19 protein-coding genes are annotated in these 18,799 nt (G+C 67.9%); 11 read left to right on the forward strand and 8 right to left on the reverse strand.

What is annotated here, in order from left to right; genetic code table 11:
* The first annotated feature begins 1 nt into the window (after nucleotide 1).
* Together LZD57_RS03320 and LZD57_RS03325 are read left to right on the forward strand one after the other, a co-directional pair.
* Nucleotides 2–586 carry a DUF1214 domain-containing protein gene (locus LZD57_RS03320; protein WP_233717701.1) on the forward strand — a complete coding sequence of 195 codons (585 nt, stop codon included), beginning with the start codon at nucleotides 2–4 and terminating at the stop codon, nucleotides 584–586.
* Complete coding sequence (locus LZD57_RS03325) at nucleotides 579–1,217, forward strand: DUF1254 domain-containing protein (RefSeq protein ID WP_233717702.1); 639 nt, start codon at nucleotides 579–581, stop codon at nucleotides 1,215–1,217. The genes LZD57_RS03320 and LZD57_RS03325 overlap by 8 nt, the downstream gene beginning before the upstream one ends.
* 230 nt (nucleotides 1,218–1,447) lie before the next feature.
* Here LZD57_RS03325 and LZD57_RS03330 read toward each other — a convergent pair whose 3' ends face one another.
* Together LZD57_RS03330 and LZD57_RS03335 are read right to left on the reverse strand one after the other, a co-directional pair.
* The gene (locus tag LZD57_RS03330; RefSeq protein ID WP_233717703.1) at nucleotides 1,448–1,672 is read right to left on the reverse strand and encodes a hypothetical protein; all 225 of its coding nucleotides are present in this window, start codon (nucleotides 1,670–1,672) and stop codon (nucleotides 1,448–1,450) included.
* Between the two features lie 247 nt (nucleotides 1,673–1,919).
* A complete protein-coding gene (locus tag LZD57_RS03335; RefSeq protein ID WP_233717704.1) occupies nucleotides 1,920–2,117 on the reverse strand; it encodes a hypothetical protein in 198 nt (65 codons plus the stop codon).
* 7 nt (nucleotides 2,118–2,124) lie between these two features.
* On the opposite strand from LZD57_RS03335, the gene LZD57_RS03340 reads away from it, so the two are divergent.
* Nucleotides 2,125–2,979, forward strand: a complete 855-nt coding sequence (locus tag LZD57_RS03340) for a hypothetical protein (RefSeq protein WP_233717705.1) — start codon at nucleotides 2,125–2,127, stop codon at nucleotides 2,977–2,979.
* Here LZD57_RS03340 and LZD57_RS24290 read toward each other — a convergent pair.
* Nucleotides 2,950–3,819 (reverse strand): DUF6030 family protein, encoded by an 870-nt coding sequence (locus LZD57_RS24290; protein WP_233717706.1) that lies wholly within the window; start codon nucleotides 3,817–3,819, stop codon nucleotides 2,950–2,952. The two genes, LZD57_RS03340 and LZD57_RS24290, sit on opposite strands and share 30 nt — an antisense overlap.
* A 622-nt stretch (nucleotides 3,820–4,441) precedes the next feature.
* On the opposite strand from LZD57_RS24290, the gene LZD57_RS03350 reads away from it, so the two are divergent.
* The gene (locus tag LZD57_RS03350; protein WP_233717904.1) at nucleotides 4,442–4,954 is read left to right on the forward strand and encodes a tRNA (cytidine(34)-2'-O)-methyltransferase; all 513 of its coding nucleotides are present in this window, start codon (nucleotides 4,442–4,444) and stop codon (nucleotides 4,952–4,954) included.
* 28 nt (nucleotides 4,955–4,982) lie between these two features.
* Here LZD57_RS03350 and LZD57_RS24115 read toward each other — a convergent pair whose 3' ends face one another.
* Complete coding sequence (locus LZD57_RS24115; RefSeq protein ID WP_338034677.1) at nucleotides 4,983–5,720, reverse strand: ester cyclase; 738 nt, start codon at nucleotides 5,718–5,720, stop codon at nucleotides 4,983–4,985.
* 116 nt (nucleotides 5,721–5,836) lie between these two features.
* On the opposite strand from LZD57_RS24115, the gene LZD57_RS03360 reads away from it, so the two are divergent.
* Nucleotides 5,837–7,033: a winged helix-turn-helix domain-containing protein gene (locus tag LZD57_RS03360; RefSeq protein WP_233717707.1), complete on the forward strand. Its 1,197-nt coding sequence runs from the start codon at nucleotides 5,837–5,839 to the stop codon at nucleotides 7,031–7,033.
* 31 nt (nucleotides 7,034–7,064) lie between these two features.
* On the opposite strand, the gene LZD57_RS03365 is transcribed toward LZD57_RS03360, so the two are convergent.
* Nucleotides 7,065–7,346 (reverse strand): hypothetical protein, encoded by a 282-nt coding sequence (locus LZD57_RS03365; protein WP_233717708.1) that lies wholly within the window; start codon nucleotides 7,344–7,346, stop codon nucleotides 7,065–7,067.
* 207 nt (nucleotides 7,347–7,553) lie between these two features.
* On the opposite strand from LZD57_RS03365, the gene hemF reads away from it, so the two are divergent.
* Together hemF and LZD57_RS03375 are read left to right on the forward strand one after the other, a co-directional pair.
* Nucleotides 7,554–8,462 carry an oxygen-dependent coproporphyrinogen oxidase gene (gene hemF / locus LZD57_RS03370; protein WP_233717709.1) on the forward strand — a complete coding sequence of 303 codons (909 nt, stop codon included), beginning with the start codon at nucleotides 7,554–7,556 and terminating at the stop codon, nucleotides 8,460–8,462.
* A gap of 105 nt (nucleotides 8,463–8,567) precedes the next feature.
* A complete protein-coding gene (locus LZD57_RS03375; RefSeq protein ID WP_233717710.1) occupies nucleotides 8,568–8,762 on the forward strand; it encodes a DUF1059 domain-containing protein in 195 nt (64 codons plus the stop codon).
* A 166-nt stretch (nucleotides 8,763–8,928) separates the two neighbouring features.
* Here LZD57_RS03375 and LZD57_RS03380 read toward each other — a convergent pair whose 3' ends face one another.
* Genes LZD57_RS03380 through LZD57_RS03390 form a run of 3 tightly spaced genes read right to left on the reverse strand, consistent with a single transcriptional unit; the run spans nucleotide 8,929 to nucleotide 11,407 of the window.
* Nucleotides 8,929–10,194: a CCA tRNA nucleotidyltransferase gene (locus tag LZD57_RS03380; protein WP_233717711.1), complete on the reverse strand. Its 1,266-nt coding sequence runs from the start codon at nucleotides 10,192–10,194 to the stop codon at nucleotides 8,929–8,931.
* Nucleotides 10,191–10,820: a CoA pyrophosphatase gene (locus LZD57_RS03385; RefSeq protein WP_233717712.1), complete on the reverse strand. Its 630-nt coding sequence runs from the start codon at nucleotides 10,818–10,820 to the stop codon at nucleotides 10,191–10,193. The genes LZD57_RS03380 and LZD57_RS03385 overlap by 4 nt, the downstream gene beginning before the upstream one ends.
* Nucleotides 10,821–10,840: 20 nt before the next feature.
* Nucleotides 10,841–11,407 carry a DUF1285 domain-containing protein gene (locus LZD57_RS03390; protein WP_233717713.1) on the reverse strand — a complete coding sequence of 189 codons (567 nt, stop codon included), beginning with the start codon at nucleotides 11,405–11,407 and terminating at the stop codon, nucleotides 10,841–10,843.
* A gap of 210 nt (nucleotides 11,408–11,617) precedes the next feature.
* On the opposite strand from LZD57_RS03390, the gene LZD57_RS03395 reads away from it, so the two are divergent.
* The 4 genes from LZD57_RS03395 to LZD57_RS03410 are packed head-to-tail and all read left to right on the forward strand — an operon-like array spanning nucleotide 11,618 to nucleotide 18,504.
* Nucleotides 11,618–12,625: an AAA family ATPase gene (locus LZD57_RS03395; protein WP_233717714.1), complete on the forward strand. Its 1,008-nt coding sequence runs from the start codon at nucleotides 11,618–11,620 to the stop codon at nucleotides 12,623–12,625.
* A gap of 16 nt (nucleotides 12,626–12,641) precedes the next feature.
* A complete protein-coding gene (locus LZD57_RS03400; protein WP_233717715.1) occupies nucleotides 12,642–13,553 on the forward strand; it encodes a DUF58 domain-containing protein in 912 nt (303 codons plus the stop codon).
* Complete coding sequence (locus LZD57_RS03405) at nucleotides 13,553–16,423, forward strand: DUF4159 domain-containing protein (protein WP_233717905.1); 2,871 nt, start codon at nucleotides 13,553–13,555, stop codon at nucleotides 16,421–16,423. Before LZD57_RS03400 ends, LZD57_RS03405 begins: the two co-directional genes overlap by 1 nt.
* Complete coding sequence (locus LZD57_RS03410) at nucleotides 16,420–18,504, forward strand: hypothetical protein (protein WP_233717716.1); 2,085 nt, start codon at nucleotides 16,420–16,422, stop codon at nucleotides 18,502–18,504. Before LZD57_RS03405 ends, LZD57_RS03410 begins: the two co-directional genes overlap by 4 nt.
* Nucleotides 18,505–18,799 lie beyond the last annotated feature (295 nt).

Below are 18,799 nucleotides of genomic sequence, written 5' to 3' on the forward strand. Positions count from 1 at the left end.
GATGCGTTTCACAGTCCTCGTCATGGTCGCGATCGGGATCGCCCTCTATCTCGGCGGCTGGTCGGCGAGTTGGGCCGTCCGGCAGTCGTCCGAGATCGGCACGGTCGTCGTCGGCCATTGGCAGGCCAATCCCTTTTCCGGCGCGCCGGACGCCGACCCCTATTCCAAGGCGCGCCTCGCCATGGTCGGCAATCTCACCCTCGGCATCGGCGAAGGCATCCAGTTCCGCAGCATGCGCGACGAAGGCGGGCGCCCGCTGCGCCGGGAATGCACCTACGTGATGGCCGGCTCGACGCCGCCCTCCCGGGTCTTCACGCTCGCCGCATATCTTCCGGAGGGCCGGCTGATACGCCCCTCCGCCGGTCGTCCGGGCTGGCTCACCTCGAACAACCTGATGCGCAACGACGACAATTCCTTCGAGATCGCCGTAGGCCCCTCGGCCCGCTCCGGCAACTGGCTGGCGACCTCGGGCGCGGGCGAGATGACCCTGGTGCTGTCGCTCTACGACACGCCGGCAAGCGCGGCGAGCGGCGCGTCCAGCCTTTCGCTGCCGACGATCCGGCGGGAGTCCTGCTCCAATGGGTAAGTTCGTCCTTGCGGTCCTGATCGGTGTCGTCGGCGCAGGCTTGATCCACATCGCGGTGATCTTCACCATGCCCGACGTCGCCAAACGCAACGGCTGGAGCCGCCTCGCCGACCTCGGCGGGACCGATCAGGTGGTTCGCGTCGAGGCGCTGACGACCAATCCCAACTCGACGCTCGCCGTCGCGAATTCACCCGCCGGCGATTTCGCTTTCGTCGATCCCGCTTTCATCGCCGCCGGTTGCCGTTTCTCCCTCGCCGACGGCCCCGTCCGGATTCATGCCCTCGCCGCCGACGAGGCGTTCTGGTCGGCCTCGATCTACAATCGGCGTGGCGACAATCTCTACAGCATCAACGACCGCTCGGCGGTCGACAACGCCCTCGATCTGATGGTCGGAACGAAGCAGCAGCTGGTCGACCGGTCGGCGAGCGAGGACGCGCCGCAGACACAGATCCCCGTCGAGGTCGAGATGACCGAAGGATACATGACGATCAGGGTCCTGGTCGACGAGGAGAGCAAGCGTCCGGAGATCGACGATTTCGTTTCGTCGATGCGCTGCGATCCCGCGCCGAACGACGGCCCCCTGTCGAGCGATGCGTTCCGTCGCGAGCCAGCGGCGACTGGCGGCGGCTGATCCGAGCGAGCGTGGCGGCGCCCATTCGTCCCTCCCCGCCTTCTCGCCGCGCTTTCACCGCGGCGCCGACATCGCCATTCGGTTCCGGCCTCCGTCGGCGCTCCGCGGGCCTCCCGCTCAGGCCCATCTTCGTCCCGGCGACCACATCTTCCAACGCGCTACGGCAGCCGCATCGGATCACACCTGGGAGCGGCGAGCCGCGATCGGCGAGGGATTGCCCTGCCGAGGTCTCAGACGGCCTTCGGCTCGCGGCTCGAGGAGCCGAAATGCGGCATGTTCTTGCCGCGAAGAGGTGACGTCGACGCGGCGTCGGCCGGGTGCGGCAGCCTCTCGGGCCGCTCGTAGCGGATGCAGGGCAGGATGACGATCTCTGCCCCACCCGCCGGGATTGCGTCGTCCGGCTCCGCCGTCTCCGGGCGTCCATCCCGTTTTTTCAGCCACACCACCGTGCCCATTTCATTCCCCTCCTCGGCTGCGCCTTGGCATTCCCCGTTGCGACCCCATTGATGCTCACAGAACATCTCCCGAGGGTTAACAGCTTGCTAAGGAATCTTGCGTAAACCTATCCAAAGTCTTCGAGATCAAGTCGTCGTGATGTCGCGGCAACGCTTCGTAACCAGTTGTTATCGATTTTGGGTGGCCCGGCCGCCCAGGATCGGGCACCCGGTAGGGAGCCGCCGTCGGCCGACGTCAGAGCAAGTTTCAACGGAGCGACATGGTCGACAGGATGCCGCGCATCTTCCGGACGCTCGAAACCCGTGGGGGACAGGTCGGCTTCGACACCATCGTCGAAGCGGCGGTCGCCAGCTTTCTCGCTTCCAATCGCCCGAGCCCGGCCCATTCGGCCGATTTCGCCCGGCTGGTGACCTCGACATGGGAGAAGCTGTCGTTCGAAGCCAAGCGTCAGTTGGCGATTTCGCTCGCCACCTCGCCACACGTCCCGCGCCCCGTCGTGGACCTGCTGCTCGTACAGCCTGCGGAATTTTCGGCTCCCTTCCTGTTTTCCAGCCCGTGCCTGACGAAGGAAGACGCCGGGATGATCGGTGCGACGCAGGATACCGTTCCCGGCGCAACGCCGGGTCGGCAATGTCCGGATTCTGCGCTGCGGGCGAAATCGGCGCGGTCGCACGGGCGGTCGCGCCAGCAGAAGGACGATGCCGCACAGCCGCCGTTGCAGAGCGCAGCCGCCGTCCGCGACGCTCTTCGCGCCCTGGTCCGGACCAAGCCGCGGCGCCCGCTCGCGGCGGCGTCCCCGACGCCCAAGACCCCTCCGGTCGACGCTTCGCAACCGTCCGGCCTCGCTGCGACCGCCGCCGCACTGTTGCGCGAGGCGCGCGCCGGCAATGCCGACCGCGCGCTCGGCTCGATCGCTGCGTCCCTGAAGCTGCAAGCGGACACCATCGAGAAGCTCGCGACGGACGGCGACGGCAGGCTGCTCGCCGCCGCGCTCAAGCTTCTCGGATTGACGGTCGCCGATGCCATGACGGTGCTGATGATGGTGCACCGGACTGCCGGGCGTGACGTGGCGGCCTTCGCGCAGTTGCGCCGTCATTACGAGGATCTCTCGGTCGAGAGTTGCGTCGCCGCCCTCGGCGTCAGCGACCACCCCGCGTCGGCCCCCGGCCGGACGACGCCGCAGGCCCTTCACCAGTCGCTGCATGCCCCGGAAAGTCAGCGCCGTCCCGCGGCGCCCGGGCAGCAGACGGTCTTCGGCCGCCGCCGCAAAATGCCGTCAGCGACCGTCGCCAGGTCCGGACGCTGAGCCCGAAAGGTCCGGCGGCCCCGATGGCCCGGCTCCGCTCGGCGTCTCGGCAGGACGGAACGCCGATCCCTGGCTGTAGATCTTCGGATTGGGGAAGATCACGATCAGATTGTACTGCCAGCCGCTGCTGAGCTCGCGCTTGAACCGAAACTGCGTTCCCGCCTGTTCGAGGCTGACATCCGTCAGTTCGTCGAGCTTGTCCAGCAGCCCGTCCGGCGGTCGCCACTGCAGGACGTCGAACAGCGCCGCGGTGATCGCGGCAAGACGCTTCGCGCCGCGCTTCGCTTTGGCCGCGCCGTCGGCGACCAGCTTGATGCGAACGGTGGTGAGCGTATCGCGCTGGTCTCCCCGCGCCATGACGAAGAGTTGCGGCTCGGACGGAAGAGCAGGTTCGACCACGACATCGGGATCGTCGGCGACCGGGGCGTCTTCCGCGCCATCGCCTTCCTCCGCACGTTCCACCCGCTCGCCCTCGGCGGTCGCGGTGGCGTAGCATTCCCACTGCCCCTCGAGCAGCAGGCTCTCGTGCCACGACATGAAGTCCTTGCCGGGGTCGATGGCCTTGCAGATCTTCTTCGGGCTCACCAGAGCCAGCCGCACGAGTTCAGGCGTGGCTCGTGTCGTCGGCGGCGTGAGCAGACGGGGCGAGCCGATGACCGCCACCTTCTGCGTGTCGGTCGTGGTCGGCAAAGCTGCGTCGCCCGCCGTGGATGCCTCCTCGGCGTTTCCTGAGCGCTCCGTCCGGGCCGGTTGGCTGAACACCGCCCCGGTCTCGGCCGCCCGCTTGAGCCTTTCGCCGAGTGAGCCGCCGGCGTCGCTGTTGAGGAACAGGACGATCAACCCGCCGGCGATCACGAAGGCGACGAGGCCGAGCCGCGTGACGAGGCCGAGGACCTCGGTCACGACGACGCCTCTGTCGACCCGCGAGCCGGCCGAGATGGGAGCCTCCCATGTCGTCTTGTCGCGCCTCGCGGCGCGCGGCGATCGGGCGCGTGGCCGCCCGACGAGGGTCCCGACGACGCCGAAAGGCGCTTTCGCGGCCCCGACGACCGTCGACCAGCCTGCCGCAGCGCCCGCAGGCCCCGAGCGGCGTTCGCGCCTTGCCCCCACCGCCCCGGACCGGCTCCTTCGCGACAGCGAAGCGACCGCGGCTTGCACGGCGCTTTTCGCGCCGACGAAGCCTCGCGCCCAGCGCCTTTTCGCCCTACCCGCCATGTTCGCAGTGCCGGAGGACAGATCCGCGGCCACCCTTCGTCCGGCCTGCCCCAGAGCCGCCGCCGACGCCGCAAGCCGCTGCAACGCGCGCGATGCGCCCGTCGCCCCGGCCCGAGGCGCTCCCGTCCGCTTCGATCGCGCCAGGAGGCCGCGTGCCTTGTGCAATGACACTTTCAAAGGCATGTCGGTTTCAGCGCCCGTGTTCGCTCGTCCGTCCGCAACCACGACTTACGCCTGGCGGGAGATTATGGCAAAAGCCGACCACTCCGAAGAACCCATCACCGCAGTGTCGCTGCGCCCCTCGATCGTCCTTTTCCAGCCCGACATCGCCGGCAACACCGGCACGATCCTGCGCCTCGCCGCCTGTTTCGGTCTGACGGTCGAGATCGTCGAGCCAGCCGGATTCGACTCATCCGACCGTGCCCTGAAGCGTGCCGGGATGGATTACCTGGCGATGGCCGCCCTCAGGCGCCACGACGACTGGTCCGCTTTTCTCCGCGACGTCGAGATCAGGCCCGGCCGCATCGTCCTTCTGACGACCCGGGCCGAGACGACCCATACCGACTTCGCTTTCCGCCCGAGCGACCGGCTGCTGTTCGGACGGGAAAGCGCAGGCGTGCCGGATACCGTGCACGCGCGGGCGGATGCGCGGCTGACGATTCCGATGATCGCCGGCGCCCGCTCGCTGAACCTCGCCGTCTCGGCAGGCATCGTCGCGGCCGAGGCGCTGCGTCAGCTCGACTGGCCGTTGGACGGCTGAAATGACCGCGACGTCCTGCGCTCACAAATCAGGCTGAGGCGCGGACGCGGGAGCGGCCGGAGATTGCGGCGAAGGTCCCTCCGTTTCTCCTGCGTAGATCCAGATCGCGCCGACGATCGCGAGCAGAAACACCACGAACAGCACCGCCTGCAGCTTCCGGCTGGATTGCCGAGGCCTGGAGTATCGCTCTTCCGGTCGCATTTCCCATCCTCCCCTCGCATCGCGGGACTGGCCCGAAAGTTCGAGTGAACTTTTGACAAGCATATTCACTCCTGCCCCACCCCCTCAAGCGCGGAGATAAGCGGCAACACCGCACGTCACCGTGAGGTGGCGTGGAAATGCGTCGAGCGAGGAAGCGCGCTCGGACCCTGCCCTGGGCACCCGGTTGTGCTTCGATCGCGCTCTTGTCGAGGATCGACCAGACCGAGTTGATCCTCATCGCCTCGAACTCGTAGAAGACGCTCTCTGCGAACGAGACTCTGCGCCCATCGACTTTCAATCCGAGGAACGTTTCCCTCGGCCGACGGTCGAACAGCAGTCGCGCCGCCACGCGAACGTCTTCGCAGACCAGCAGGTCGACCCGGAACCGCAGGTCGGGGATGTCATGAAAATCCTTCACGAGCATGTCGCGATAGCCGGAAAGCCCGAGGTGGCGGCCGTTGTGTCGGACGTCGTCGTCGACGAAACGTTCGAGCTCGGCCCAGTCCTGCCGGGTGAGACAGGCGATATAGGCCAGGTAGTGTTCGGATAGGGATTTGCCGGCCAATCGGGATTTTCCTTTCACACGAGGGCCCTCGGCGAGTATGGCCGTTGCCGTCGCGACTACGGTGATCCGCGCGGCCCAACACCATCGATCGGTGTTCGTCGAAGACAGGAGAGTGCTTGGCGTCCGAAATTTCTCCAGCCGAGGCGCGGCGGATCGCGCTCACCGCGCAAGGCTTCAACGCGCCGGATCGCAGTGGCGCCGCCGCGCCGGCTCGGCTGCGCAAGACGATCGCGCAGCTCGGCCTCATCCAGATCGACAGCGTCAACGTCCTCGTTCGCGCCCATTATCTGCCGCTGTTCTCGCGGCTGGGCAGCTACGATCGCGGCGTCCTCGACCGGATCATGGTCGAGCGCCCGAAGCGCTTTTTCGAATATTGGGGCCACGAAGCCTCGCTCCTGCCCGTCGACTGCCACCCCCTGCTGCGCTGGCGAATGGAGCGAGCCCGGCATGGCAAGGGGATCTGGCGTCGATTGGAGCCCTTCGCCACGGTACGGCGCGCGGAAGCCGACGCCCTGCTCGAACGCATCGCCGCGGAGGGCCCGATCGCGGCGTCCGATGTCGCCGGCGCGGCGACAGGCAAAGGCATGTGGGTCTGGAGCGAAGCCAAGCAGGCGCTCGAATGGCTGTTCTGGGCCGGATTCGTCGCAGCGACCCATCGGCGCGGCAGCTTCGAGCGGGTCTACGATCTGCCCGAGCGGGTGCTTCCTCGCTCGGTCCTGGACTTGCCGACGCCGTCCGACGCCGACGCGCAGCGCGAACTGATCGCCCGGGCGGCCCGGGCGCTCGGCATCGCGACGGCCGACGACCTGCGGGACTATTACCGCCTGCCCGCCGCCGATGCGGGCCTGCCCCTCCGCCAACTCGTCGAGGAAGGCACACTGAGGCCGGTTCGCGTTCGTGGCTGGCGGCAGGACGCCTATCTCCATCGCGACGCGCGGGCCGGCCGCAAGATCGCCGGGCCGGCGCTGCTCTCCCCGTTCGATCCGCTCGTCTGGCACCGCAACCGCGCCGAACGCCTGTTCGGCTTTCGCTACCGGCTCGAAATCTACACGCCCCGGCACAAGCGGGAGCACGGCTACTATGTCCTGCCGTTCCTCCTCGACGGTGCCCTGGTCGCCCGGGTCGATCTGAAGGCCGACCGCAAGGCCGGGACGCTGATCGTTCTTCAGGCGACGCTCGAACCGGGCGCGCCGCAACACACCGTCGAAGCCCTGTTCGAAGAGCTCCGCCACATGGCCCGTTGGTTGAACCTGGAAAATCTCGGCGCCGAGCCGCTCGACGTGATCGTCGGAGCGCCTCCGGCCGCTGGTTGAAGCATGTGGCCGTTGCGGATGGGCGCACCCTTCAATCCGCCGTCGGAAGACGCCGCATGGTGAACTCGATGCGCCGGTCGGGGAGCTGCCGCCAGCTCTCCACCTGCGTCCAGTAGGCGGCTTTCGGAAATCTCTCGAACCATTCGCGCGCCTTCTGCCGCGCCTCGCCGCGCTCCAGCGTATAGGTCTCGCGCACGAAGCTGTCGCGCGCCGCATTTGGCCCTTGGTCGCTCCGGGACTGCGACGCATGATCGCGCCGGTTCCTCAGCTGCCGCTTCAACCCTTCCAGCGGTGGTCGGCCGAGCCGGGACATGGGGACTCCCAACGAAAGCGGGTTCTTATCGATCGATACGCAAGATAGTGTCGTCTCGACGAAATGACGAATCGGACCGGTCAGGCGCGAAAGCGCCTTGCTGCGTCGGCCGGCGCGGAAGGCTCGATCGAAAGCCACCGGCCAAGCCCGCGATAGCAAGTGCTGCTTCAACCAGCCGCCGACCATCCGGGGGGACGGACGACCACCATGGAAAAATCAGAGCTGCCGGAAGGCCTGCCGGAGGACATCGAACGCAAGAAGGCGATCGCCAGAGCCTGGTTCGAGGCTTTGCGGGACCGCATCTGCGCCGCCTTCGAGTCCCTCGAGGACGAGTTCGGCGAAGAGGTTTCCGCCGAGCCCGGACGCTTCGAGCGCACCGAATGGTCGCGCGAGGGCGACGGTGGCGGCGGCGTGATGTCGATGATGCGCGGCCGGCTGTTCGAAAAGGTCGGCGTCCACGTCTCGACGGTGCATGGCGAGTTCTCGCCGGAATTCCGGCAGCAGATTCCCGGGGCCGAGGAGGATCCGACCTTCTGGGCGTCCGGCATTTCGCTGATCGCGCATTTGCGCAATCCCAACGTTCCCGCCGTGCACATGAATACCCGGATGGTGGTGACCACCCGCCAATGGTTCGGCGGGGGGGCCGACCTGACGCCGACCCTCGATCGCCGCCGCAAGGAGGACGACGTCGATGCCGTCGCCTTCCATCGGGCGCTGAAATTCGTCTGCGACCGGCATCGCCGGGTCGCCGACTACGAGAAGCTGAAGGAATGGTGCGACGAGTATTTCTACCTGCCGCATCGCCAGGAGCCGCGTGGAGTCGGCGGCATCTTCTATGACTGGCTGCATTCGGCCGAGGATGCCGGCGGCTGGGAAGAGGACTTCGCCTTCACCCGCGACGTCGGCAAGGCCTTTCTCGTGGTCTATCCCCACATCGTCCGGCAGAACGCCGCGCTCCCCTTCACCGAAGAGGATCGGGAGGAACAACTCGTGCGGCGCGGCAGATATGTCGAGTACAACCTCCTCTACGACCGCGGCACGCTCTTCGGCCTCAAGACCGGCGGCAACGTTCAGTCGATCCTGTCTTCCATGCCGCCGATAGTTAAATGGCCTTGACCTATCGACGCGACTGCAAAAATTTTGTGCGACCAGATTGAACCACTATATATTTCAGGGCGTTTCATCCGCATATAACGACATGAAACAAACTGGGAGGTAACGATGTTCGAACTGGATTGCAGCACCGTGTTTCCGGGATGCGAGCGGGTCATTCGGGCCGACAGCGAGGCGGGTGTGATCCGCCGCGCCATCGCGCAGGCCAACGCGTTCGGCATCATGCGGATCAGCCCGTCGATGATGGATGCCATGCGAGGACGCATCGTCGAACTGCCGGCAGCGGCCGAACGGGCGGCCTGAGCATTTCGAATCGGCACAGGGGATGCGACGGCGGCGCCAATGCGGTGCCGCCGTTTTCTTTGCGCTCGCGAAATCTCTTGCCCGTCACCGCTGCGCCGCGCACCGTCGGAATCACGAGGCGATGGCGTCTTCCGGCAGGCGGCCGACGGACTGACGTTTCACTTCGTCACCCCTCGCCTTGGGCGCTCGCTTGCCCCCCTGCTCGGTCGAGCAGTTGTTGGCGCCCGAGCTTGAAGCCCCCCTCGGCCCACAGCCGCTTCAGCCGGTCGATCTCCTGCCCGAGCTCCGGGCCCGGCTTAAAGCCTTTCGCCTTGAGATCCCCCCCGTTCAGCGGAAATTCCGGCGTCTCGAAACCGTCGGCGACCGCCAGCCGCGCCGAGAGCTTCGCCACGGTCTCGAGCGCCGACGCGTCCTGACCGACCTTGCCCTGCCAGACGGCCAGGGCGAGCCGCAGCTTGTCTTCGATGGCCTGCCTGTCGCCGAAATAAATCCGGCTCCTCAGCGCGGTATCGCTCTCGTCCGGGGCGGGCGAAGGCTCCCGCGCGAAGGCGAGGAGCCTGTCGCGCTCCTGATTGGCGAGCTTCAGCCGCCGCGCGAGTTCGTCGAGCCTTTCCGGGTCAGGCGGCACGATCGCCATCAGACGCAACAGCGGATCGGCCTTCCAGCCGCGGCCGGCTTCGACTGCGACGAGCGGGTGGATCGTATCGATCCCCCAGCGTTCGCTCTCCGGCAGAACGATCGTCAGAACGCCGGTCTGCCGCATCCACAGGAGCGCCCGAGAGGGATCGGGCGCGGCGAGCAACTTGCGCGCCTCGTTCCACAGACGCTCGGCCGAAAGCCGCTTCAGCGCGTCCTTCAGCCGCGTCGCCGCGCGCAGGCCGTCGGCGTCCGGCCGCCCGCGACCGTACCAGGCGAAGAAGCGGAAGAACCGCAGGATTCGAAGGCCGTCCTCGCGGATCCGCTGCTCCGCATCGCCGATGAAGCGCAAAACGCCCCGCTCGATGTCGGCGATCCCGCCGACGAGATCGAGGACCTCGCCCGACGCGTCGACATAGAGAGCATTGATGGTGAAGTCCCGACGCTCGGCGTCCGCCTGCCAGTCGCGGCCGAACGACACGACCGCATGGCGACCGTCCGTCTCGATGTCGCGCCGCAGCGTCGTCACCTCATAGGGCCTCCCATCGGCGACGACGGTGACGGTGCCATGGTCGATCCCGGTCGGCACCGTCTTCAGCCCGATCGCTTCGGCGCGTCGGATGGTTTCGTCCGGCAGGGTCGTCGTGGCGATGTCGATGTCGGTGACCGGCCGCTCCATCAGCGTGTTGCGCACCGCGCCACCGACCACCCGCGCTTCCTCGCCCTCGTCGGACAGCACGGCGAGCAATGCCTGCAGCCGCTCGTCCTTGAGCCATTCGGCGGAAATTCTGGTCATGCATAGTACCGTTCGTAAAGGGTTCTCAGAATGCCGGCGGTGACGCCCCAGATGAAGTGTTCGCCGAACGGCATCGTGTAGTAGTGGCGGATCAGCCCCTCGACCGTCCGGCTCTCCTGTCGGTGATTGGCCGCATCCATCAGGAAGCCGAGCGGCACCTCGAAGACGTCCTCGACCTCCGCCGGGTTCGGACGAAGTTCGAATCCTGGCGTGACGATCGCCACGATCGGGGTGATTCGAAAGCCCGTCATGGTCAGATAGCGCGGCAGTCGGCCGATCGGCTCGACATGCGATGGCCGAAGGGCGATCTCTTCGAAGGCTTCGCGCATCGCCGCCGCTTCCGGCGAGGCGTCCGTATCGTCCACGGCCCCGCCTGGGAAGGCCACCTGGCCGGAATGTTTGCGAAGCGAGAGGGTGCGGGTCGTCAGAATGACCGTCGCTTCTTCGCCGCGGTCGACCACCGGCACCAGCACCGCGGCCTCGCGCGAGTGCGATTTCGCCATCTCGGCGACGAGATCCGGATTGAGCCGGTGATCGCCGAATTCCGGCGCCGTGCCGGCGAGCGACTCCTCACCGCCGCCCCCCCGGCGCGCCATGATTCGCGCCCTCAGATCGGCGGCGGTCATGCCTGGCCGATCTCCCGCCGTCACGACACCCCCGTCGGCAGGCTGAAGCGCGCCCCACCGGATCTGACGAACATCCCCCCCTCGTCCTCTTCGACCAGATCGGCGAGGTCGATGGCGAGCGCCCGGCTCAAGGCGGCTTCCAGGCGTCCGCGAACCAGCAGATAGGGTCGAAAGGCCTCGGCTTCTTCGCCGAAGCGGATCGGGTGGTCTTTTCCGGCTTCGACCACGTCGCCGACGTCGGTTCGAAACGTCAGCACGCTCTCGCCCGCCCGTTCCTCGCGGCTCATCTCCACCGCGAGAAACGGCGCGTCCTCGACGGTGATGCCGAGCTTTTCGACCGGCGTGACGAGATAGGTCCGGCCATCCTCGTCCTTGCGCAGCACCGAGGAGAACAGCCGCTTCAGCGCCTCGCGCCGAATCGGCGTGCCTTGATAGAGCCAGGTTCCGTCGGCTCTGATCACCATGTCGACGTCGCCGCAAAAGTCGGGGTTCCATCGCTCGACCGGGGGGGCCCCCTTGCCCGCGCGTTCGGCGCGGGAAATCAGGGCCGACAGGCTCACGCTCACGTCAGGGGCTTGATTCGTCATGCATTCCGCCTGCTTTCCATCTGCAACGGGATTTCCGCCGGTCTCACTTTCGCCCGCCTTGGCCCTCACGAAATAGTTGGACGCCCGGCGCTTGCCAGCCGGATTTGCCGTCGTATTGATTGAGAAGCCCGTTTGATCATACCCCGGCCACCGAAGACGGACTTGCTGCCGGCGGCGGATCTCGGTTCCGGTATTGGAGATCACCCCCCCATGACGATACTCACGCCACAGGAGACGACCCTCAGCGAAAGCGACATCGTTCGCCTCGCCGAGACGGCGCTTGCCGACATCGCTCGGGTGCGGGAGTCCGTCGGCCGGGTCATCTTCGGCCAGGAAAGCGTCGTCGAACAGACGGTCATCGCCATCCTCGGCGGCGGGCACGCGCTGCTCGTCGGCGTGCCGGGTCTCGCCAAGACCAAGCTCGTCGACACGCTCGGCGTCGCCATGGGCCTCGATTCACGGCGCATCCAGTTCACCCCGGATCTGATGCCGTCCGACATCATCGGCACCGAGGTGATGGATCAGGACGAGACGGGCCGGCGCTCCTTCCGCTATGTGAAAGGCCCGGTCTTCGCCCAGCTCTTGATGGCCGACGAGATCAATCGCGCCTCGCCCCGCACCCAGTCGGCCCTCCTCCAGGCGATGCAGGAATACCACGTCACCGTCGCCGGCGAGCGCTATGACCTGCCGGCGCCCTTTCACGTGCTCGCGACCCAGAACCCGCTCGAGCAGGAAGGCACCTATCCCCTGCCCGAGGCCCAGCTCGACCGCTTCCTGATGCAGGTCGACGTCCACTACCCCGACCTCGCCTCCGAGCGGCGCATCCTGCTCGAAACCGGCGGCGGCGAGGACCGCGCCGAACCGGTCCTGACGTCGGAGCGGCTGCGCGAGATCCAGGCTCTGGTGCGCCGCATGCCTGTCCCCGAAAGCGTCGTGGAGGCGATCCTCTCGCTGGTCCGCTCCGCCCGTCCGGGCAGCGGCCACAAGGAGGCCGACACCCACATCGCCTGGGGTCCCGGCCCCCGCGCCTCCCAGTCGCTGATGACCTGCGTGCGTGCCCGGGCGCTCTACGAGGGCCGCCTGGCGCCCTCGATCGACGACGTCATGGCGCTCGCCGAACCGATCCTGCAGCACCGGATGGCGCTGAATTTCGCCGCGCGGGCCGAAGGCATGAGCGTGCGCGACGTCATTGCCTCCTTGAAGCGCGACGTCGCTTGATCCGGGAGCTGGCTTGATGCCGATCGGCTCCTCAGTCGAACTCACCGACGCACCGGAGGCGCTGGTCCGCGCCCGGCAGCGCGCCGTCCTCCTGCCCGATCTCCTGGTCGAAGCGCAGCGCATCGTCTCGACGGTGATCGCCGGCTGGCACGGCCGCCGCCGCCGCGGCATCGGCGAGAATTTCTGGCAGTTCCGCCCGTTCGTCGAAGGCGAGCAGGTTTCGCGCATCGACTGGCGGCGCTCGGCCAGGGACGATCACCTCTACCTCCGCGATCGGGAGTGGGAGGCCGCCCATACCGTCTGGCTATGGGCCGATCCTTCGCCTTCCATGCGCTATCAGTCGAACCAGGCGCAGGTGTCGAAGGAATCGCGCGCCCTCGTCCTCGTCCTCGCTCTGGCCGAAATCCTCTCGCGCTCCGGCGAGCGGATCGGCTATCCCGGCGTGATCGAGCCGATCGCCGCGCGTAACGCCGCCGAGCGCCTCGCGGCCGCGCTGATGAACGATCGTCCCGACCATCGCTTCCCCCCGGACGATCGGCTGCGACGCTTCTCGGAAATCGTCATCGTCAGCGACTGCCTCGATCCTCTCGACGACATTCTCGCCTTCGTCGACAAGGTCGGCCGCCGCGGCATCCGGGGCCATCTCGTCATGATCGCCGATCCCGCCGAGGAGACCTTCCCCTATGCCGGCCGCACCGAGTTCCGCGATCCCGAAGGCGGCGGACGGCTCACGGCCGGCCGGGCCGAAACGCTGAGGCAGGAATATACCGAGCTTTATCAGGCAAGGCGCGAGATCCTGGCCGATCGTTGTCGCCGGCTCGGATGGAGCTTCGTTCCCCACCGCACCGACAGGCTCGCCTCCGAGGCGCTGGTCGCGCTCCACACGCGGCTTTCCGGCACGACGCAGCCGGCGGGGCAGCGCTCGTGATCGGCGGTCTCGCGCTCAGTTTCGGTGCCCCCTTCGTCCTCGCCGGCCTTTTGGCGCTGCCGGTCATCTGGTGGCTCCTGAAGCTCACGCCGCCGCGCCCGCAGGTCGAGACCTTTCCGCCGCTGCGCATCCTGCAGCGCGTCCTGAAGAGCGAGGAGACGCCGTCGAAAAGCCCGTGGTGGCTGACGCTTCTGAGGCTGCTGCTCGCCGCCCTCGTCATCTTCGCCCTCGCCGCGCCGACGCTCAATCCGCGCGAGACGACGATCGCGGGGACCGGCCCCCTGGCGCTCCTCGTCGACAACGGCTGGTCTTCCGGCGGCAATTTCGACGAGCGGCGCCGCGCCGCCGAGGAAATCATCCGTCAGGCGGGCGAAGCCGGCCGGCCCGTGACGATGGCGTTTTCGGCGGAGGACGCCGGCGACGACGCCACCCCGGTCGAGGCCGCCACGGCGCTGGAGCGTCTGGCCGCCGCACAGCCCCGCCCCGTTCCGACCAACCGCGTCGCAGCCGCGAGACGCATCGCGACGGCGCTCGAAGGCCAGCGGCCGGGGACGCTCGTCTTCCTGTCGGACGGCCTCGATTCCCCCGATGCGCGCGATGCCGCCACGGCCCTTGCCGCCCTCGCGCCCGGCCAGGCGATCGTCTACGAACCGTCGGTCGACGGCGTCGTCGGGCTGACCGGTGCCGACAATTCGACCGAGGCGCTGGTCGTCTCGGCGGTACGGCCTGCCGACGTGCCGGCGGGCGCCTTCACCCTCGTCGCCCGCGACCAGCAGTCCCGCGAGATCGGACGGGCACCCGTCGAGTTCTCGGGCACGGACGGCACGGGCGAGGCGCGTTTCGCCATCCCCGTCGAGATGCGGAACGACATCGCCCGCATCGAGGTCGACGGTGGCGAGACGGCGGGCGCTGCGCGCCTGCTCGACGACAGTTTCCGCCGGCGCCGCGTGGCGCTCGTTTCCGGCGAGTCCTCGGACGCCGCGCAGCCACTGCTCTCGCCGCTCTATTACATCTCCCGCGCGCTAGAACCCTTCGCCGATCTCGTCCGCCCTTCGACCGCCAATCTCGCCGAGGCGATCCCCGAGATGCTCGAGCGCAAGCCGTCGGTCGTCGTTCTCGCCGACATCGGCGTCCTGCCCGACGAGGCGCGCACGGCGCTGGAGAAGTTCGTCGAGGACGGCGGCTACCTCGTCCGCTTCGCCGGCCCGCGGCTCGCCGCGACGACGGGCGAGGATCCGCTGGTGCCGGTGCGCCTGCGCGCCGGCGAGCGCCAGCTCGGCGGCGCCATGTCCTGGTCTGAGCCGCAGAAGCTCGCGGCGATGAGCGAGACGAGCCCGTTCGCCGGCATCGCCGTGCCCGAAGACGTCACGGTCTCGCGGCAGATCCTCGCGGAGCCCTCGGCCGATCTCGGCGAGCACACCTGGGCGAGCCTCGCCGACGGTACGCCTCTCGTCACCGCCCGCGGCCAGGGTGCGGGCACCATCGTCCTCTTCCACGTGACCGCCGAGGCGACCTGGTCGAACCTGCCGATCTCCGGCACCTTCGTCTCGATGCTGCGGCGGATCGTCAGCCTGTCGCGCGCCAATGCCGGCGCGCCGGAGGGCCAGACCGCGGCCGACAGCCTGCCGCCCTACCGTGTTCTCGACGGTACCGGCCGGCTGGTGTCCCCAGGCCCCGAGGCGCAGCCGCTCTCCCTCGCCGCCGACGCCGCCACGCCCGTCAGCCTGCAGAACCCGCCGGGCCTTTACGGCAGCGAGGACGGCTACGTCGCCCACAATCTCCTCGATCCCGGAGCCCGGCTCGCCTCCCTGCCGGCGCTCGATCTCGGCTCGGCCACCGAGGCGCGATCCTACGCCTACGACGACAGCCTCGATCTTCGTCCCTGGCTCTTTGCCGCCGCGCTCGTCCTCTTTGCTCTGGATGCCTTCGCCATGCTGTGGCTGAACGGCGGCTTCGACCGCTTCAAGGGCCGGCTCGCCACTCGCTCGACCGGCACCGCCGTCTCGATCGCCGTTCTCGCGCTCGTCGGTCTCGCCGCGACGGGACCACTCCTCTGGCCGACCGGCGCCGCGGCACAGCCTGCGGGGCAGGCCGAACAGGCCGCGCAGCCCGAAGGCTTCGACGTCCAGCGCGCGATCGACGCCACGGCGCAGACCCATCTCGCCTATGTCGAGACCGGCGATGCGACCTCGGACGACCGGTCCCAGGCCGGCCTGCGTGGCCTCTCGCAATACATCGCCGCCAAGACCGCGCTGGAGCCCGGCGAGCCGATGGCCGTCGACATCGCCACCGACGAACTCTCCTTCTTCCCGCTGCTCTACTGGCCGGTCAGCGCCGACGCGCCGATGCCCTCCGAGGCCGCAATCAGCCGAGTCGACGCCTATATGAAGCAGGGCGGCACGGTGTTGTTCGACGTCTCGGACGATGCCCTGTCGTCGCTCGGCAATTCCGTTTCGCCGGGCCAGCGGAGGTTGCGCGACATTCTCGGCGATCTCGACATCCCGCCGCTCGAGCCGGTGCCTCAGGACCACGTTCTGACCAAGGCGTTCTACATCCTCAGCTCCTTCCCCGGCCTCCATTCCGATTCCCCGCTCTGGGTGGAATCCCTCGTCCCGGACGCCGAAGGCAACTCCCGTCCCGCGCGCGGCGGCGACGGCGTCTCCTCTCTGATGATCACCTCGAACGATTTTGCCGGGGCCTGGGCCGTCGATGATCGCGGCCTGTTCCTCTATCCGACCGATTCCTCGGACCCCTCCCAGCGCGAATATGCTTACCGCGCCGGGGTCAACATCGTGATGTACGTCCTGACCGGCAACTACAAGGCCGACCAGGTCCATGTTCCGGCGCTGCTCGAAAGGCTCGGCCAATGAGCTGGTCCATCGCCTTCGATCCCTTCTTCTCCTGGATCGTCCTCGCGGCGCTCGCCGTTCCGGCGGCGATCCTCGCTCTCGTGCTCCTCCTCGCCCGCACGCCCGGCGCCATCGTGCGCGTCGTTGCCATCGCCGCGCTCATCCTGGCGCTCGCCAATCCGGTGATGCTGCGCGAGGAGCGCGATCCGATGAAGAGCGTCGTCGCCCTCGTGGTCGACCGCAGCCAGAGCCAGTCCATCGGCGAACGCAACGCCCAGACGGACGAGGCCGAGGAGGCGCTGCAGGCGAGCCTTGCCCGCTTCCCGGAATTCGAGGTTCGCACCGTCGAGGCGAACTCCGCCGGGAGCCCTTCGGACGGCGCCACCACGGCGCTCTTCGGTGCGCTCTCCGACGCCTTGAAGGACGTCGCCCCTGCCCGTGTCGCCGGCGCCGTCATGGTCACCGACGGCGAAATTCACGACATTCCCGATTCGGCCGAGAGGATCGGCTTCGATGCTCCCATCCACGGCCTCGTCACCGGCCACGAAGGGGAGTTCGACAGGCGGATCGAGGTTCTGAACAGCCCCCGCTTTGGCCTCGTCGACGAAGATCAGCGGCTGACCTATCGCGTGGTCGAGGAGGGCGCCGGGGCCTCCCAGACGCCGGTGCCGGTGCAGGTGTTTCTCAACGGCGATCTCGTCTCGCGCGAACAGGCGACGCCCGGCACCGACGAGACCGTCTCCTTTCGCCTGCCACGGGCCGGCAAGAACATCCTCGAACTCTCCGTCGCCCGCGACGACCGCGAGATCACCGGCGTCAACAACAAGGCGATCGCCGTCGTCGACGGAATCCGCGAGAATCTCCGCGTCCTTCTCGTCTCCGGAGAGCCGCATGCGGGGGAGCGCACCTGGCGCAATCTCCTGAAGTCCGACGCCACCGTCGATCTCGTCCACTTCACCATCCTGCGCCCGCCCGAGAAACAGGACGGGACCCCGATCGACGAATTGTCGCTGATCGCATTCCCCACTCGCGAACTCTTCGTCGAAAAGATCAGCGACTTCGATCTGATCATCTTCGACCGCTATCAGGAACGCGGCGTCCTGCCCTCGCTCTACTTCGACTACATCGCCCAGTACGTCGAAAACGGCGGCGCCATGCTGATCGCGTCCGGCCCCGAATATGCCGGCAACGAGTCGATCGCCCGCACGCCGCTGCAGTGGGTCCTGCCGGCGCAGCCCACCGGCCAGGTCGAGGAGCAGGCCTTCTATCCGCAGGTCTCCGAACTCGGAAAGAAGCATCCGGTGACCCGCAACCTGCCCGGCTCGAACAGCGAGCCGCCGGATTGGAGCCCCTGGTTCCGCTCGATCGACGTGACCGATCCAAAGGGCGAGACGGTGATGGACGGTCCGGGCGGCAAGCCGCTGCTCGTCCTCGACCGCGTCGGCGAAGGCCGGATCGCCCTCCTCCTGTCGGATCAGGAATGGCTCTGGTCCCGCGGCTTCGAGGGCGGCGGACCGCATGTCGCGCTGTTCCGCCGGGTGGCGCACTGGCTGATGAAGGAGCCGGAACTCGAGGAAGAGTCCCTTGACGCCGAGGCGAGAGGCTCCGATCTCGTCGTCACCCGCCAGACGATCGGCGACGATCCGGGCCCGGCCACGGTCATCACCCCTTCCGGCACGGCCGAGACCCTGCCGCTCAGGAACGTCAGCCCCGGCCTGTGGGAGGGCGTTCTCGAGACGGACGAGATGGGGCTTTTCCAGGCTGCGAACGGTGACCTGCGGGCGCTCGGCACGGTCGGTCCCGTCAATCCGCGCGAATACCGCCAAGCCATCTCGACCATCGAGAAGCTCCGGCCGATCGCCGAGGAAACCCGGGGCAGCGTCCGCCGGATCGGCAGTGAAGGCAACAGCGACGTCTCCATTCCGCGCATCGTTCCGATCAGCGGGCGCGCCGATGGCGACGGTCGCGACTGGATCGGCCTCAAGACGACGGACGAGACGATCCTCAAGGGCGTCGACCGCACGCCGCTCTTTGCCGGCTTCCTCGGCCTTGCCGTCCTGCTTCTGGCGCTGTCGGCCACCTGGTATCGGGAGGGTCGCTGACGCGGCGCGTCGGCCTGCAACGGCGGATGCGCGGCGGCGGCGCCTCGCAGGGTTCAACGTTCGCCGCCGGTCGTCCTACGGACACCTGATCGGCGTGTCCCTCTCCGTCGCTCGAATGCTCCGCTGCGGCCCGCCGAGCGTCATCGATTCTTCGGAACTCCCACTACGACATGACCGCCAATGATGTCCCACTGTTCATGCGGGCGGGGCCGTCCGTCGGTTCCGTCCCTGCGCCGCGATCGCTGACCGGGCGGGTGGCATCGGCCGGCTGGATGGTTTGATTTTCAAACGGTAC

It is taken from the genome of Jiella avicenniae (assembly GCF_021390325.1).
GTDB lineage: Bacteria > Pseudomonadota > Alphaproteobacteria > Rhizobiales > Rhizobiaceae > Jiella > Jiella avicenniae.

Coding starts and splice junctions, on each gene's coding strand:
- LZD57_RS03320 (WP_233717701.1), top strand. CDS start 2: ATGCGTTTCACAGTCCTCGTCATGGTCGCGATCGGGATCGCCCTCTAT.
- LZD57_RS03325 (WP_233717702.1), top strand. CDS start 579: ATGGGTAAGTTCGTCCTTGCGGTCCTGATCGGTGTCGTCGGCGCAGGC.
- LZD57_RS03330 (WP_233717703.1), bottom strand. CDS start 1,672: ATGGGCACGGTGGTGTGGCTGAAAAAACGGGATGGACGCCCGGAGACG.
- LZD57_RS03350 (WP_233717904.1), top strand. CDS start 4,442: ATGGCAAAAGCCGACCACTCCGAAGAACCCATCACCGCAGTGTCGCTG.
- LZD57_RS03365 (WP_233717708.1), bottom strand. CDS start 7,346: ATGTCCCGGCTCGGCCGACCACCGCTGGAAGGGTTGAAGCGGCAGCTG.
- hemF (WP_233717709.1), top strand. CDS start 7,554: ATGGAAAAATCAGAGCTGCCGGAAGGCCTGCCGGAGGACATCGAACGC.
- LZD57_RS03375 (WP_233717710.1), top strand. CDS start 8,568: ATGTTCGAACTGGATTGCAGCACCGTGTTTCCGGGATGCGAGCGGGTC.
- LZD57_RS03380 (WP_233717711.1), bottom strand. CDS start 10,194: ATGACCAGAATTTCCGCCGAATGGCTCAAGGACGAGCGGCTGCAGGCA.
- LZD57_RS03385 (WP_233717712.1), bottom strand. CDS start 10,820: ATGACCGCCGCCGATCTGAGGGCGCGAATCATGGCGCGCCGGGGGGGC.
- LZD57_RS03390 (WP_233717713.1), bottom strand. CDS start 11,407: ATGACGAATCAAGCCCCTGACGTGAGCGTGAGCCTGTCGGCCCTGATT.
- LZD57_RS03395 (WP_233717714.1), top strand. CDS start 11,618: ATGACGATACTCACGCCACAGGAGACGACCCTCAGCGAAAGCGACATC.
- LZD57_RS03400 (WP_233717715.1), top strand. CDS start 12,642: ATGCCGATCGGCTCCTCAGTCGAACTCACCGACGCACCGGAGGCGCTG.
- LZD57_RS03410 (WP_233717716.1), top strand. CDS start 16,420: ATGAGCTGGTCCATCGCCTTCGATCCCTTCTTCTCCTGGATCGTCCTC.